At 48.1% G+C, this 15,467-nt stretch carries 12 protein-coding genes and 1 other annotated feature; of the genes, 6 read left to right on the top strand and 6 right to left on the bottom strand.

Features of this window, described 5'->3' with window-relative positions:
- Positions 1-5 precede the first annotated feature (5 nt).
- The 4 genes from GCU39_RS12855 to leuC form a co-directional block, all read right to left on the bottom strand.
- Positions 6-1,484 carry an N-acetylmuramoyl-L-alanine amidase family protein gene (locus tag GCU39_RS12855; protein ID WP_227793566.1) on the bottom strand — a complete coding sequence of 493 codons (1,479 nt, stop codon included), beginning with the start codon at positions 1,482-1,484 and terminating at the stop codon, positions 6-8.
- Between the two features lie 215 nt (positions 1,485-1,699).
- Positions 1,700-3,214, bottom strand: a complete 1,515-nt coding sequence (locus tag GCU39_RS12860) for an N-acetylmuramoyl-L-alanine amidase family protein (protein WP_152393880.1) — start codon at positions 3,212-3,214, stop codon at positions 1,700-1,702.
- A gap of 199 nt (positions 3,215-3,413) precedes the next feature.
- The gene (leuD, locus tag GCU39_RS12865) at positions 3,414-4,007 is read right to left on the bottom strand and encodes a 3-isopropylmalate dehydratase small subunit (protein WP_152393881.1); all 594 of its coding nucleotides are present in this window, start codon (positions 4,005-4,007) and stop codon (positions 3,414-3,416) included.
- Positions 4,008-4,054: 47 nt separating this feature from the next.
- Entirely contained in the window at positions 4,055-5,476 is a 1,422-nt protein-coding gene (gene leuC / locus GCU39_RS12870) for a 3-isopropylmalate dehydratase large subunit (protein ID WP_152393882.1), read from the bottom strand.
- 215 nt (positions 5,477-5,691) lie between these two features.
- On the opposite strand from leuC, the gene GCU39_RS12875 reads away from it, so the two are divergent.
- Entirely contained in the window at positions 5,692-6,612 is a 921-nt protein-coding gene (locus GCU39_RS12875) for a LysR family transcriptional regulator (protein WP_152393883.1), read from the top strand.
- On the opposite strand, the gene nagZ is transcribed toward GCU39_RS12875, so the two are convergent.
- Positions 6,600-8,498, bottom strand: a complete 1,899-nt coding sequence (nagZ, locus tag GCU39_RS12880) for a beta-N-acetylhexosaminidase (protein WP_152393884.1) — start codon at positions 8,496-8,498, stop codon at positions 6,600-6,602. The two genes, GCU39_RS12875 and nagZ, sit on opposite strands and share 13 nt — an antisense overlap.
- 105 nt (positions 8,499-8,603) lie before the next feature.
- On the opposite strand from nagZ, the gene GCU39_RS31505 reads away from it, so the two are divergent.
- Positions 8,604-9,944, top strand: a complete 1,341-nt coding sequence (locus GCU39_RS31505; protein WP_193726912.1) for an SEC-C metal-binding domain-containing protein — start codon at positions 8,604-8,606, stop codon at positions 9,942-9,944.
- A gap of 58 nt (positions 9,945-10,002) precedes the next feature.
- On the opposite strand, the gene GCU39_RS12890 is transcribed toward GCU39_RS31505, so the two are convergent.
- Positions 10,003-10,800: a carbon-nitrogen family hydrolase gene (locus GCU39_RS12890; RefSeq protein ID WP_152393885.1), complete on the bottom strand. Its 798-nt coding sequence runs from the start codon at positions 10,798-10,800 to the stop codon at positions 10,003-10,005.
- A 123-nt stretch (positions 10,801-10,923) separates the two neighbouring features.
- On the opposite strand from GCU39_RS12890, the gene GCU39_RS12895 reads away from it, so the two are divergent.
- From GCU39_RS12895 to GCU39_RS12910, 4 genes are all read left to right on the top strand, one after another.
- On the top strand, positions 10,924-11,388 hold the full coding sequence (locus tag GCU39_RS12895; RefSeq protein WP_152393886.1) for a hypothetical protein: 465 nt from the start codon (positions 10,924-10,926) through the stop codon (positions 11,386-11,388).
- Between the two features lie 87 nt (positions 11,389-11,475).
- Positions 11,476-12,699 carry a pyridoxal phosphate-dependent aminotransferase gene (locus GCU39_RS12900; protein WP_152393887.1) on the top strand — a complete coding sequence of 408 codons (1,224 nt, stop codon included), beginning with the start codon at positions 11,476-11,478 and terminating at the stop codon, positions 12,697-12,699.
- 60 nt (positions 12,700-12,759) lie between these two features.
- Positions 12,760-12,973, top strand: a binding site (T-box leader).
- A gap of 53 nt (positions 12,974-13,026) precedes the next feature.
- On the top strand, positions 13,027-14,124 hold the full coding sequence (gene proB, locus GCU39_RS12905; RefSeq protein ID WP_152393888.1) for a glutamate 5-kinase: 1,098 nt from the start codon (positions 13,027-13,029) through the stop codon (positions 14,122-14,124).
- 45 nt (positions 14,125-14,169) lie between these two features.
- The gene (locus GCU39_RS12910) at positions 14,170-15,417 is read left to right on the top strand and encodes a glutamate-5-semialdehyde dehydrogenase (RefSeq protein ID WP_152393889.1); all 1,248 of its coding nucleotides are present in this window, start codon (positions 14,170-14,172) and stop codon (positions 15,415-15,417) included.
- Positions 15,418-15,467 lie beyond the last annotated feature (50 nt).

Below are 15,467 nucleotides of genomic sequence, written 5' to 3' on the forward strand. Positions count from 1 at the left end.
TCGTATTAGGACTGTAATCCCAAATATTGTTTAATCCCATCTTTAATGGATTGGGCCACACGATACTGGAAGTCTTCCTTGTAGAGAGCCGATTCATCTGTTGCATTCGTTAAATAACCTACCTCTAGCAAACATGCCGGCATATTCGTCTCACGTGTCACATGCAGACTTTGCTTGCGTACGCCTCGGTCCGGGAGTCCGGTGCCTTTTACAAGGTTGTTGTGCATCACTTGCGCAAATGCCTTACTCTCATCATCTCGGGAATAATACGTCTCCGTACCACTGATCGACGACTTGTTAATACTGTTCGCATGGATCGATACAAATAAGTTCGCTTGATGCTGCTTCGCAAACGCAACACGATCTTTAAGTTCCAAGAACGTATCGTCTGTACGTGTGAGAATAATCTCTACGTCAGGATCGTTCTTGAACACTTCTGCCACCTTCAGCGCCTGTGCAAGATTAAAATCCTTCTCATTCCGCTTATTAAGGCTGATAGCTCCAGGATCCTTCGCACCATGCCCTGCATCAATCACAACGATATATTTGCCAGAGTGCGGAGGCTGCGTTCCAGGATCCGTTCCTGTGCCCGGGTCTGTCGTCCCACCGTCGTTCAAATCAACTACCACGGTGTTCGGATCCTTCGTCGTAGAGACGGAGAAATTCTGGCTCTTCTTCATGTCAATCACGACCCGAATGGTTGCTGGACTGTCACTGTATTGCGAGTAACGAATTTTATTGACCACCGGATGATCTTGAACGATGAACTCCGCTTGCCCGTTCGATGAGAAATTCTGCGTGGTATTGAAAGCCTCCGAGAACTTCGCGTTCGGAATATCAACGACGATGCGATCAGGACTTGTCAGCCGCTGCTGCGTTGGCTTCAGGTCACCTTTGCTGACGCCAATAATTAATCGATTGTCTTCAAAGGACATCGTCTGGATCTCGGACAAATCTTCGTTCTTCGAACCGTTGCCTGCGTTACCATTATTCGAAGAATTGTTCCCTTCGTCTTTGGTTCCATCCCCTGTTGTACCGCCTGGATCCGGTTCCGGTTTGGTTACTGGCGGCTTCGGTTCTGTCACTTCAGACCCGGCATCCGATGTGAAGAGATAGACTGATTTCGTCTCATTCTCCCAGTTTACTACAAGCCCCATCGTCTCGCCAACGAAACGCAGTGGAACGAGCGTTGTATCCGACTTGATCATAGGTGCTACATCGAGGTTGACTTTCTTGCCATCTACTGTCGCCCATTTCTGGGACACTACGAGTTGTATTGTCTTCTTGTCATTATGTATAGTTACCGTGCGCGTCTTCTTATCCCAGTCTACCTGGAAGCCAAGCTCCTCAACGACGACACGAATTGGAATCATTGTCGTACTCTTAACCATCTGCGTTTCTGCGGACGGCGAGAGTGACACACCATTGAGATACAAATGTAATCCCGCACTCGCATGACTCAGACTCGGTAACGTGAACAACATCAAACAAAAAAACATCAAAGTACCAATTTTCTTCATCCTTCACCCCTGCTTTTCATAGATTTACTTGCGTGAACATACGGCATCGAACCTACGACACCTAACCACATGATTAGACGTCTATAAATCTACAAAAGTTGCGCTAAGTCGACAAAAAAACAAGCTTCAATCCCTTATCTGCAAAGGAATTGAAGCCCTTCCAAAATATTTAAATTAATTTAAGGCTGTAATCCGAGATAGACATAAATTCCGTCTCTAATCGATTGCGCAACACGATTCTGGAACTCATCCGAGAATAACGCTGTTTCATCCGTTAGATTCGATAGATAGCCGACCTCCAGCAGTACAGCCGGCATCGTCGTCTCTCGTGTCACATGCAAACTCTTCTGACGAACACCGCGATCTGGCAGCTGCGTAGCTTGCACCAATTTGGCGTGCATCACTTCCGCGAACCCCTTACTTGCATCCTCGCGAGTATAATAGGTCTCCGTTCCAGATATTGTAGGCTTATTCTCTACGCTGTTGGCATGAATCGACACGAATAGATTCGCCTGCACCTGCTTCGCTAGCGCAACCCGATCACTTAGCGTTGGATATGTATCGTCTGATCTAGTCATGATAATCTGCACATTCGCATCGTCTCGGAACAAATCGGCTACTTTTTGCGCAACGGACAGATTGAAATCCTTCTCACGACGCTTGTTCGGGCTGCTCGTTCCAGGATCATTCCCACCATGCCCCGGATCGATCATCACGATATATTTACCGGATTGCGGCGGCGTCACGACAGGTTGTTGTCCAGTGCCAGAATTCCCTTCAGGAATCAGAGTTCCGCTATTGAAATCTACGACAATCGTATTCGGATTTTGCTCTGTATAGACGCTGGCATTCTGACTCTGCGTCAGATCCAGCACGATTCTTACCGTCGATGGCGTATTAGAAAAGAGTGAGAACCGAATTTTACTCACCACGTCATGGTTAGGCACCTGGATCTCGCCGGTTCCGTTCGTGCCGAATACAGCGCTTTTGAAATAGGAATCCGCAAATTTCGCGTTAGGCAAATCAATGACAACACGGTCCGGATTGGTAAGCCGTTCCTGCTTCGGTACGACCCCGCTTTTGTTCACGCCGACAATGAGACGATTATCTTCGAAGGACACGGCCTGTACTTCGGCAATCTCCCCGGATTTCACGCCAGACGATAGATCCGTATCACTTGACTCGCTTGGTACAGTTGGTGTTACAATCCCGCCTTGCTCCGGCTCTGGTGTTGTCGTCGGCGGTACAGGCTGTGTAACTTCAGATCCGAAATCGGAAGAAAATAAAAAGACGGATTTGCTCTCACTCTCCCAATTCACGACAAGGCCCATTTGTTCGCCGACAAAACGCAGCGGAACCAATGTGGTATCCTTGCTCAACGTCGGCGGCATATCCAGCGTAACCTTCTTATCATTCACCGTCGCCCATTTCTGGTCTACGACAAGCTGAATTGTTTTCTCCGCATTATGTATAGAGGCCATGCGTGTCTTCTTATTCCAGTCCACCTGGAAGCCTAGTTCTTCGACGACAACCCGGATCGGAATCATCGTTGACCCCTTGATTATCTGGGGCGTCGCAGACGGCGAGACAGACTCACCATTGAGATATAACTGCAACCCCGCTTCTGCATGCATCATATTCGGCAACAAGAGCAACATCCAACAGAACAACACGATAGCACCAATTTTTTTCATCCGATTCTCCTGATCTTCATAGATTTGAATTCTATCAATGGCAACATGATAAGACGCGACATCTTATCACAACATTAGACATCCAAAACTTTACAAAAGTTGCGTGTTATAGTAAATATAAAACAAAAAAAATAGAGCTTCAACCCTCTATTTGTCAAAGGTTTGAAACTCTTATCATAGATTGAAAGATTTCTGTCGATTACGCTAGATTGCGTTGTTTCTCGTAAGCCGCAATTTTGTCTTCATGCTGCAGCGTCAAGCCGATATCATCCAGTCCTTGAAGAAGGAATTGACGGCGATGCTCATCAAGATCGAACTGAATTTCAAGACCGTATGCATCCGTAATTTTTTTGTTCTCAAGGTCAACCGATAATTGATATCCTTCATGCTTCGCTGTACGTTGGAATAGATCTTCAACCTGCTCTTCAGACAATTTAATAGGCAAAATGCCGTTCTTGAAGCAGTTGTTGTAGAAGATATCCGCAAAAGTTGGCGCAATGACACAGCGGAAGCCGTAATCCAAGATCGCCCAAGGCGCATGCTCACGGGAAGAGCCGCAACCGAAGTTGACACGAGAGATAAGTACCGAAGCTCCCTCATAGCGCGGCTGGTTCAATGCAAACGATGTGTTCACATCGCCATTTTCATGGAATCTCCATTCATAGAATAGAAATTGACCGAAGCCCGAACGTTCAATACGCTTCAAAAATTGTTTGGGAATGATTGCGTCCGTATCGACATTCACGCGATCGACTGGTCCGACAATCCCTGTTAGCTGTTTAAATGGTTCCATCGTTTATTTCCCCTCTCGTCCTTCTTATCTGACTCCGAATCTATACATTAGTTCGCTGCTTTCAATTCCCAATTACGCACATCGACGAAATGTCCCTTGATCGCTGCTGCCGCTGCCATTGCTGGTGATACCAAGTGCGTACGTCCGCCGCGTCCTTGACGTCCCTCGAAATTCCGGTTCGAAGTCGATGCGCAGCGTTGTCCTGGTTGCAATACGTCCGGGTTCATCGCAAGACACATACTGCAGCCGGCATCGCGCCATTCAAAGCCTGCTTCGGTGAAGATTTTGTCTAGGCCTTCTTTCTCTGCTTGAATCTTAACGCGTCCAGATCCTGGTACGACAATTGCTGTTACTTGACTCGAAACTTGGTATCCGCGTGCAATCTCAGCTGCTGCGCGCAAGTCTTCGATCCGACCATTTGTGCAAGATCCGATAAAGACATAATCGATTCCGATCTCAGACATCGGTGTTCCTGGTTTCAAATCCATATATTCAAGCGCTTTTTCAGCTGCTTTACGCTCATTATCTGAAGCGAAATCATTCGGGTTCGGTACAGTCGCCGTAATGTCTGTCCCCATCCCTGGGCTAGTTCCCCAAGTGACTTGCGGGATCAAGCTATCGACATCGAAGTCAACTATAAGATCATAGGTTGCTCCCTCGTCGGATGTCAGCTGCTTCCAAGCAGCAACCGCTTGATCATAAGCTTCGCCTTGCGGTGCATATTCACGGCCGCGCAGGTATTCGAATGTTACTTCATCCGGTGCGATAAGACCTGCTCTTGCACCCGCTTCAATGGACATGTTGCATACCGTCATGCGCTCTTCCATCGTCAAGGAGCGGATTGCTTCACCTGTATATTCAATAACATAACCTGTTGCGAAGTCTGTACCGTATTTCGCAATAACGCCAAGAATCATATCTTTTGCTGTTACACCTGGTTTACGACTACCGACAAATCGAACTTCCAATGTTTTAGCTTTTGCTTGTTGCAGACATTGTGTTGCAAGCACGTGTTCCACTTCGCTTGTACCGATCCCGAAAGCTAATGCGCCAAACGCACCGTGCGTTGATGTATGGCTGTCGCCGCATACGATCGTCTTGCCTGGATGCGTGAGTCCAAGCTCTGGACCCATAACGTGAACAACCCCTTGATCTAAACTGTTCAAGTCATAGCAAGTGACGCCGAAATCTGCACAGTTCTTCGATAATGTGTCAATTTGCTGCTTCGAGATTGGATCAGTAATATTGAAACGATCCTTTGTAGGTACGTTGTGGTCCATCGTTGCAAAAGTCAGTTCTGGACGGCGTACTTTACGACCCGACATGCGAAGTCCTTCAAATGCCTGTGGAGATGTTACTTCATGAACCAAATGCAAATCAATATACAAAATGCTTGGTTTGCCTTCCTCTTGATGAATCACATGATTTTCCCAAATTTTCTCAAACATCGTCTTTTTCGCCATTATCATTCACCTCGTCATCATATCGAAACCTTATCAGATTTGCGGTTATTGCTGATTTCCGTACGCAAATCTTTCCTTTGAATGAATCATAGCATTTCCATTTCGATTGCTCCAAGATATAATAACTATAAGTGTTATAGGTTTTTCTTATAGAGGAATTTCAAAAAGTCATAGTCATCAACACATAATCATTAATCTCAAAATAGGAGGTTTACCCTACAATGGAATTACGCCAATTACAATATGCTATTCAAATCGCCGCCGAGCGGAATTTCTCCCGTGCTGCCGAGAAGCTTCATATCGCTCAGCCTTCCCTAAGTCAACAGCTCTCGAAGCTCGAGAAAGAAATCGGCGTCCTCCTATTTCAGAGGAACACCAACTCCGTTGAACTGACGCATGCCGGCGCAGCGTTTATTAATCAAGCACAAAAAATTATCGATGCCGTCGATCAATTGAAGCAAGAGATGGCGGACATCTCCAATACCCGTACGGGAAAAGTCGTAGTCGGGAGTATGCCGATTACCGGGTCTCATATATTGCCGCACGTCTTACCTGTCTTCCAAGAGAAATATCCGGATATCGAAATGGTTCTCGTCGAAGATACGTCTGCCGACTTGGAGAAATTAACGGCTAACGGCCAGACTGACTTCTCGCTGTTATCTCTTCCGCTCCAAGAACCTTCTCTCACCTATGAGACAGTTATTGAAGAGAAAATTGATTTGGCGGTCCCGCCGAGCCACATTCTTGCAGCGCTCGCGAGCTGCAACCCAGAGCGGCTCATCCGCATTGAAGATTTGAAAAATGAACCGTTCATCGTGCTCAAGAAAGGCCAAGGTTTCCGTCAAATTGCGATAGAACTATGCCAAGCGGCAGGCTTCACGCCGAAAATTGTGTTTGAGAGCAGCAATATGGAGACCGTGCAATCCCTCGTAGCCGCAGGGATGGGAATTGCTTTCGTCCCACATTTCATCGCGCGTGCGCGTCGTAGTGAGTTCATTCCAACTTATCTGCCGCTGGAGGACCCATCGCCGAAGCGGACGCTCGTCATCGCATACCGGAGGGGACGTTATCTCTCCAAAGCGGCAGAAGCCTTCATTGACGTGTTCAAAACGACGATTCAACAGCAATTTCAATCTTCATAAGTTAAGCCTGCCCCGACGTCGAACAGGGTCTGGCCATTCAGATCAGGAATTCGTACAGGCAGCTTGCCTGTCGGAATATTCAGCCCTAGAAGCGTACGCACGCCTGCTGGTAAGTTGGCTGTTGGACGATCCCCATAGACAGCAACAAAGGCAGGAACATCCGAAATATATCGAATATCATAAGGCGCGCCGACCGAGAGGACGGCCGCTTTTTGTTTGGCCTTTCGAAGCTGGCTCCATACCTTGCGCACCGCTTCGCGCTGCTTCTTATCCGTATTCAAATTCCTTGTTACGAGAAGGACTGCGTCTGATGTTCCGATTTGTTTCATCTGATCAGACGATATTCCGCCTGTTATCGGAAGTGAAATGATTTTCTTAAATTGCGACTGCCCTTCCTTCGACAGAATCGCATGGAACTGCCGTTGTATCTCGGGTAATAGACTTGAAGGACCTAACACATATAGTGAGGCATTCGCATTCACCTTGAAAGGCAATTGGTGGTCAAGATTCTGTAGGAGTGTCACGGCATGTTCCGCTATTGCAAGCTCTGATTGTCTTGCTTCTTGGTCTTGCATCGCCTTTTGAGCCATACGGAATTGGTCAACATACGGCGTTGACTGCTGCGAATCGAGCTGTCCATACTTGTGCTTCAATGTTAAGATCCGCTCCACGCTTGCATTGATACGCTCCTCGGATATCACACCTTGCTTCACGGCATCTGTTAGCCACTTCACCGAAGCATCTGGATTCGACGGCATCAATAACAGATCAGCTCCAGCCTGCACCGCCTTGATGATCGCTTCTTTATTGCCAAAATTCGATGAGATGGCTTGCATTTCCAGAGAGTCCGTAACGATCACGCCGTCAAAACCTAATTCATCTCGTAAGATCTCGGTTAAGAAGGTATGGGATAACGTTGCAGGAATGTGGACGCTGGCGCCATCTTTTTTGGAGACGACCGTCTTAGTCTCGATCTTCGGGAATGTAATATGCGCGGTCATGATCATATCCACGCCTTGCTTCATCACTTCTCGGAAGGGTAGGAGCTCTACTTGATCAAGACGCTGCCGATCATAGGGAATGGACGGCAGACCTAGATGGGAATCCATCGATGTATCGCCATGCCCAGGAAAATGCTTCACAACAGAAGGCATTCCCGCCTCCTGCAACCCTTTGACCATGGCCATCCCCATGGCAGCAACATCTTCCGGCTCAGAGCCAAAGGATCTGATGCCGATGACCGGATTATCCGGGTTATTATTCACGTCGAGTGAAGGGGCGAAATTGAGATTGAATCCAAAAGACTCGATCTGTTCGCCGATCAACTTGCCCGTCTGCTCTGCGAGATCCGGGTTTCCCGTAGCTCCTAACGCCATATTGCCCGCAAATCGCGGCAGCCATGGAAGGCGTGTAACGACCCCGCCCTCTTGATCAATGGCGACCCAGATCGGTACGTTCGTCTTTGCTGATTTTAAGTCCGTGATCAACTTCACGGTCTGCTCCGCAGATTTCAGATTGCGCTGAAACAAGATCACACCGGCATATTGCTGCTTGCTGAGCTCAGATGCAGACGTCGCCTTCGATTCGCGTTCTAACGTATCCAGATCAACGATCATCATTTGGGCAACTTTCTGTGCAAGGGACATGGAATCCACTTTGGCTTGTATTGCAGGATCTACCTGATCTGGCTCAGGTGAGGACTCCGGCTTGGTTGAAGCTTCAGGCTGCGTCCCCGAAGAATCTCCTGATAGCTCAGGAGGACTCGCATGTAACGCTTGCTGCCCTGTGGTCTGACCGAATATCCAGGCAGGCTTCTGTACATAAACCATCATCGAGATGACGACAATAAGAACGAAGCTTGCTATCATGAGTATGATTTTTCGCATTTTTCCCACATCCTTCGACAAGATTTTAACATGATCAATTTATTTAAATCGGAATATATGCTATAATTTCCTTTTAGCCCTTTTTTCTAGGAGGTACTCGTACTCGTGATTCATAAAGTTGGAAGAAATGACCCCTGCCCATGCGGCAGCGGTAAGAAGTACAAAAAATGTTGTATGAACAAGAGTGAAGAGCAAAGTCAGGATACGAAGATTATTATCCCTGTTGCGCAAAAGAATGCGCAAAGCGTTCAATCTCTTGTGGAAGAATGGTTCGCAGAAACACCTTCCTACAACACGGTTGCAGAGCAAATTGTCGAACATATGAAGGAGAGCTACAGCTGGGATCAAATTACGGAAGCACTCCACATTTGGCACGCTTATGCAACTCAGACGTCTCCGACCATTCGGAAGACAGAAACATTAACAGCGGCGATCGAATATTACGTTGCCCAGACACATGGCCTTGAGCAAGTAACGCAGTCCAGTCTTGGCACAAAATATAGTGTATCACCAGGAACCGTATCCCAGCGCGTACAGCAAATTCGGGAATTTATGAATGAACATCCGTGCTATGATCCACTGGATCAGCGCATTCCGCAACTACGCCATATGCTGACAGAATCTAAAATGCATCACATTGAGAAGCTTCTTGCTGAGCAGAAGTTCGCATCGATTGATGAGGCCAAAGACTATATGCTCCAGCTTATCAATCAAGGGAAGATAACTCAAGGCATGAAGACGGAATCCGTCGCAGAGGAAGCGCAAGAATTGCTATACGAAGCATGGGAAGAACCATCACCCGCTCGCCGTACAGAGCTCGCGAACCAAGCGCTTAAGCTTGATGCGAACAACTGCGATGCATACAACATTCTTGCAGAGAGTGCAGTAGCAACCCCTGAAGAGTCTATCGGTTATTACGAAGAAGGCATGCGTGTCGGAGTTAACGCACTAGGCGCATCATTTATCGAACAGAACAAGGGACAAGCATGGGGCAGTGTTCGACTTCGTCCATACCTTCGTTCCAAAGCGGGATTTGCTCGCAAATGTATGGAGCTTGGCCGGATGAAAGAAGCTATTCTTCATAACGAAGAAATTATCCGACTCGATCCGACGGACCATCTGCATGTGCATAATCCGTTAATCACCGCTTTTATCGAAATGAATCAATTAAAATCCGCGTCCAGTCTGATCGAGACGTATCCATCTGACAAATCGGTCGCGTTCGTCTATAATCGTGTACTGGTCGAATATTTGCTTAACGGCATTACGCCACAATTGACTGCATTATGGCGTGCGGCAGCAGAGTCACATCCTGTCGTTGCGGAATACCTATTCCAATCGAAGAAAATGCCTGCTTTCAAAAACGAAGCTGTACAATATGTGCAATCGCATGCTCATCTTTGGCAGCAACATGAAGCGCTTAACGCTTGGGTTAAGCAACAATGATAAAGATAAAGCTGCAATCCATCCGGATTGCAGCTTTTTTGGTGTTGCATCATCTTCCCTAGTAATGCTGCGGTCTACGATCTTCAAACACAGGGATCCTGCCTCGTACCTCATCAACTAATGACAAATCAATCGTCGCAGAGAGGATCTCCTCACTGTCTTGTCCTTCAACCAATACTTCGCCCCATGGGTCAATAATCATCGAATGCCCGAAGAACTCCGTCGTACCGCTCGTTCCGACACGGTTGCAGGACACGACGTACATTTGGTTCTCAATCGCACGCGCCGTAAGCAGCGTACGCCAATGATGCAGGCGCGGATTCGGCCACTCCGCGGGCACGAACAAGATTTTTGCACCCGACAACGCTAACTTCCTAGCTAATTCCGGGAATCGGATATCATAGCAAATCATCATCCCTGCGTTCACGCCATCTGCCTCGAATGTACCGATATGATCGCCTTCGGCTAGGTACTTCTCTTCGTCCATCAATCGGAACAAATGAATTTTGGAATAATCCGCCACGATTTCTCCTGTGCGATCAAAGACATAGATCGTATTGTAAATCTGATCGCCACGCCGTTCTGCTATGGATCCCGCGACCACATGCACCCCATGCGTCTTACAGAACGCGGAGATTAACACCTTCGTGCGTTCCCCATCCTTATCCGCAAGCTCATGAATTTGTTCAAGGGCATAGCCCGTATTCCACATTTCAGGCAATACAATGCAATCCGGCTTCACATTCGCCTGAACGGCTTGTTGTAATAATTGCTCTACCTTCTTAAAATTCTCATCCGGCTGTCCGATTGCGACATCCATTTGCAGAACGGACAACTTCCATTTTTGCTCGCCCATTGCTCTCGTCCCCTTATCAATAATTGCCATGTTGCTTGTAATAATCATAACGTGTGATGGTTCACTGTCAAGATGGGCACCATAGAACCGAAGCCTGTAAACATGACTAAAGGAGAAGATGACATGATTCGAAATTTATGGTACAAATCATTTGCCTTATGCTTCATCCTGATTGCTCTCGGGTTGGGGATGTTCGCGCCTACATCTAATGCTGCAATGGCTGCCGCCCAACCGAATGAGCTTCAGCCGATTCAACAGTTCGAGTTAAAATCCGAGAAAATCGTGAAAGTAGTTCCGAATAATGATGCTTTTCAAAAGGAGGCACTGTCTTGGCTCAATACAGCAACTGGATTGTCGACACAGCTTAGCCTAGATGACAAGTGCGGCTCGATTTACAAGGTACCGCTCAAAAAGGAAATCACAAAGGAGTTCAAAGGGCTCACATTCGTCGTAAGCGAAATCTTCTTAATTTATTGCCCAACCAAAGAACCACTCATTCTCGTCTTTAACAAAGAACGCAAACCATTCTTACTTACATTCAGCGCAGATGTGAAACCGTTCATTACGATGGTCGATAAAGCGCAGTAATCCGAGTTCTTCACTCTGTACACCTCCGGTAAATCGTGCTAAATTAGGTGTATTGTACATCTCGAAGGATATGGAGTGAAGTAAGACATGGTAACAACAGAGAAGAACGAGCAGCCAGAGCAAGGTGGACACGCTGCATCGATTTACATCGAGCCGGCAGAGCGGATGCAAGGACTGCCAACCCAGTTCTTCGCGAACCTCGTCAAACGCGCGAATGCGAAAGTTGCAGAAGGTTATGACATCATTAACCTTGGACAAGGCAACCCGGATCAACCTACACCGCCACACATCGTATCGGCCTTGCAGGAAGCGGCTGCAAATCCGATGTATCATAAATACCCGCCATTTAGCGGTTACGGCTTCTTAAAAGAAGCGATTGCAACGAGATATCGCGAAGATTACGGCGTAGATCTCGATCCGGAGACAGAAGTCGCTATTCTATTCGGCGGCAAAACGGGTCTCGTCGAGATCAGTCAGATTTTGCTCAATCCGGGAGACGTATGTCTTGTTCCTGATCCCGGTTATCCTGATTATTGGTCTGGGGTCGCATTAGCAGGTGCCGAAATGGTATTCATGCCGCTCGTGGCACAGAATCAGTTCCTGCCTGACTTCAGCGCAATCCCAGCCGAGACGCTCGAGAAAGCCAAATTAATGTTCTTGAATTATCCGAACAATCCTACGGGCGCCATCGCGGATGAAACGTTCTATGCGAAGACGATCGATTTGGCTCGACAACATAATATCGTAGTCGCTAGCGACTTCGCCTATGGGGCGATTGGATTTGATGGTAAAAAGCCGAAGAGCTTCCTCGAGTTGCCTGGTGCCAAAGAAGTCGGCGTCGAATTCTATACGTTGTCCAAAACCTATAATATGGCGGGTTGGCGCGTCGGCTTCGCCCTGGGGAATGCAGAAGTCATCAAGCTAATAAATCTGATGCAGGACCATTATTATGTAAGTCTTTTCGGCGGCATTCAAGCTGCCGCGGCAACGGCCCTGACTGCGTCGCAGACTTGCGTAGAAGACCTGGTCGCTACGTACGAGAGCCGTCGAAATGCGTTATACGCTGCACTGGACCGCATCGGGTGGCACGCCGTTCGTACGCCCGCTTCTTTCTTCTGCTGGCTTCCAGTTCCTGAAGGCTACACGTCAAGCAGCTTCGCAGACCTGCTGCTCGAACAGGCGCATGTCGTGGTCGCACCTGGCATTGGATTCGGTGAACATGGTGAAGGTTATGTCCGCGTTGGCCTTCTAGCATCAGAAACAAGGCTGGAGGAGGCAGTAGAACGGATCGGACGGCTTGGCCTTTTTTAACTCCGAATTCGTCCCTTTACAAACCTCAATTTTCCATGTATCCTATTAGGAAATGAAGATCTAAACGTATTGACAGGACCAGTATGAAAGAGATGTGACGTTAAGAGAGCAAGCTTCATCGGCTGTAAGAGCTTGCCGCCCACGCTTTCAGAACCCTATCCTCGAACGGTCGGCTGACAAAGCTGAACAGCGCCTTCTGTTACAAGGCATTCAAGTTGGATGAGCAATCATCAATGAAGGTGGTACCGCGGAAGCATAAGCTTTCGTCCTTTAGTTATAAAGGACGAAGGCTTTTTTGTATTTATACGATTTGAAGGAAGTGAAGACATGCAGCGTATCGTAGTGAAGATTGGAAGCAGTTCCCTCACCTCTGACGAGGGTGGCTTGAATCGCACGAAGGTCGAATTTTTCGCCAGTGAGATAGCTGCTCTCCATGCATCGGGTGCTCAAGTGCTCCTCGTTACATCGGGAGCCGTAGCAGCAGGATTTAGACAGATTGGATATACAACACGCCCTAAGCTGCTGCACGAGAAGCAGGCGGCTGCCGCAGTTGGTCAAGCGCTGCTCATGCGAGCATACCAAGAGTCATTCTGTGCTTACGGTATTGGCGCAGCTCAAATACTACTTACCCGATCGGATTTCAGTAATCGCCAGCGCATTCAGAATGCGCAAATGACGATCGAAGAACTATTGAAACAAGGGATCATTCCGATCATTAATGAGAATGACACCGTCTCCGTAGATGAGCTGAAGTTCGGGGATAATGATACCTTGTCCGCTCTGGTTGCGAACCTCGTGCGGGCAACAGGACTTATCATTATTACGGATACAGACGGCCTATACACGGCAGACCCACGGTACAATCCCGATGCCGTTCGCATTGAACGGGTGCAAGAGATTAACGAAGAAATCATCGCAGGTGCCGGCGGTTCGGGTTCACTAGTCGGTACAGGCGGAATGCGTTCCAAAGTCGAAGCTGCACGGATCGCAATGCGTGGTGGTGTACCCGCTTTTGTCGGCCGGGTGATCGAACCTGGCGACTTGGATATGGCGGCACAAGGATCTGGTCGCGGGACGTATTTCGATACACAGCTCCACTCGCTCTCGACGAAGAAGCAGTGGCTCGGATTCCATTCCACACCAAGTGGGCGAGTCTGCGTAGATGCAGGTGCCGAACAAGCGCTGCTAGCTGGCGGTAAGAGCTTGCTCCCTGTCGGTGTACGAGACGTAGACGGCGACTTCCATGCCGGTGATGTGATCGAAGTGCATAACCTGAACGGCCAATTGGTCGGTCGCGGGGTCGTTAATTATACCGCGGACCAAATGCGAACCGTCGCTGGCCTGAGCACGGATGAAGTACAAAAACGCATCGAGGTCCCTCGCATCGAAGTGATTCACCGTGACGAATGGATCTCGTTGAAATAATATTGAACCAAAACAGACGATTATATTTTAGGGAGGCAGAAGAACATGAGTGAAGTTCGTGAGAAATCGACGTTAGCCAAAGGAACCTTAGTACAACTCAACCGTCTGACTTCGGCGGAGAAGAATGATGCCCTATTGAAGATGGCAGATGCACTGATCGCAGAACAACATTCGATTATTGCAGCGAACCAAGAAGATTTGGAGCGCGGGCGTGCGAATGGCACAAGTCCCTCACTTCTCGATCGTCTTGCATTAAATGAATCGCGTATTGCAGCGATGGCCGAAGGGTTGCGGCAGATTGTGGAGTTGACGGATCCAATCGGCGATCAGCTCGAACAGATCGAGAGACCGAATGGACTCAAGATCGAGAAGATTCGTGTGCCGCTTGGCGTCATCGGCATCATCTATGAAGCGCGTCCGAATGTCACGGTGGATGCAGCCGGCCTCTGTCTCAAGACAGGAAATGCCGTTGTGCTGCGCGGCGGCTCTTCCGCCATCAGCTCCAACAAGCGCATCGTTGAAGTGCTGCAGCAAGCCCTTGCAGATTCAGCCGTTCCTGTGGCAGCACTTCAATTGATCGAAGATACGAACCGTTCATCCGTGGATGAGATGTTGAAATTGAATGGGCTGCTCGATGTCGTCATTCCTCGCGGCGGCGCTTCCCTCATTCAGAATGTCGTTCAGAATGCGACGGTGCCCGTGATTGAGACAGGCGCAGGCATCTGCCATACATATCTGGATGCAACAGCGAAGCTGGATATGGCATTGCCGATCGTTATCAATGCGAAGGTACAACGCCCTTCAGTCTGTAACTCGATGGAGACCCTGCTCGTTCATGAAGATTTTGCTGCAGCGCATTTAAGCGCGATTGCAGATCAACTGCGCAGCAGCAACGTTGAATTACGCGGTTGCGAGCGTACAGCTAGATATATCACATTAGATCAGAACGCAACGGATCAAGATTATGCGACGGAATATAACGATTATATTCTGAATATTAGAGTGGTGAATGATCTCGACGAAGCACTTGATCATATTCGTCAGTATGGGACCATGCACTCCGAATGTATCGTAACGGAAACCGCAGCGCATGCAGAACGTTTCCTGCAAGAAGTCGATGCGGCCGCTGTCTACCATAATGCATCTACGCGCTTCACCGATGGATTCGAATTCGGCTTCGGTGCCGAGATCGGCATTAGTACCCAGAAGCTTCATGCGCGCGGACCAATGGGTCTTCCAGCCTTAACATCAACGAAATATCGCATTTATGGCACAGGTCAAATTCGACAATAACATCTATAGAATCGTCAAGTTTCATATTTTGTATAGAATCAGGTGAAGTC

The sequence above is a fragment of the Paenibacillus guangzhouensis genome (assembly GCF_009363075.1).
GTDB lineage: Bacteria > Bacillota > Bacilli > Paenibacillales > Paenibacillaceae > Paenibacillus_K > Paenibacillus_K guangzhouensis.

What these genes read in the sequence shown, in the direction of transcription:
- GCU39_RS12855 (WP_227793566.1), bottom strand. Translation starts at nt 1,484, where the DNA reads ATGTTGTTCACGTTACCGAGTCTGAGTCATGCGAGTGCGGGATTACAT.
- GCU39_RS12860 (WP_152393880.1), bottom strand. Translation starts at nt 3,214, where the DNA reads ATGAAAAAAATTGGTGCTATCGTGTTGTTCTGTTGGATGTTGCTCTTG.
- leuD (WP_152393881.1), bottom strand. Translation starts at nt 4,007, where the DNA reads ATGGAACCATTTAAACAGCTAACAGGGATTGTCGGACCAGTCGATCGC.
- leuC (WP_152393882.1), bottom strand. Translation starts at nt 5,476, where the DNA reads ATGATAATGGCGAAAAAGACGATGTTTGAGAAAATTTGGGAAAATCAT.
- GCU39_RS12875 (WP_152393883.1), top strand. Translation starts at nt 5,692, where the DNA reads ATGGAATTACGCCAATTACAATATGCTATTCAAATCGCCGCCGAGCGG.
- nagZ (WP_152393884.1), bottom strand. Translation starts at nt 8,498, where the DNA reads ATGCGAAAAATCATACTCATGATAGCAAGCTTCGTTCTTATTGTCGTC.
- GCU39_RS12890 (WP_152393885.1), bottom strand. Translation starts at nt 10,800, where the DNA reads ATGGGCGAGCAAAAATGGAAGTTGTCCGTTCTGCAAATGGATGTCGCA.
- GCU39_RS12895 (WP_152393886.1), top strand. Translation starts at nt 10,924, where the DNA reads ATGATTCGAAATTTATGGTACAAATCATTTGCCTTATGCTTCATCCTG.
- GCU39_RS12900 (WP_152393887.1), top strand. Translation starts at nt 11,476, where the DNA reads ATGGTAACAACAGAGAAGAACGAGCAGCCAGAGCAAGGTGGACACGCT.
- proB (WP_152393888.1), top strand. Translation starts at nt 13,027, where the DNA reads ATGCAGCGTATCGTAGTGAAGATTGGAAGCAGTTCCCTCACCTCTGAC.
- GCU39_RS12910 (WP_152393889.1), top strand. Translation starts at nt 14,170, where the DNA reads ATGAGTGAAGTTCGTGAGAAATCGACGTTAGCCAAAGGAACCTTAGTA.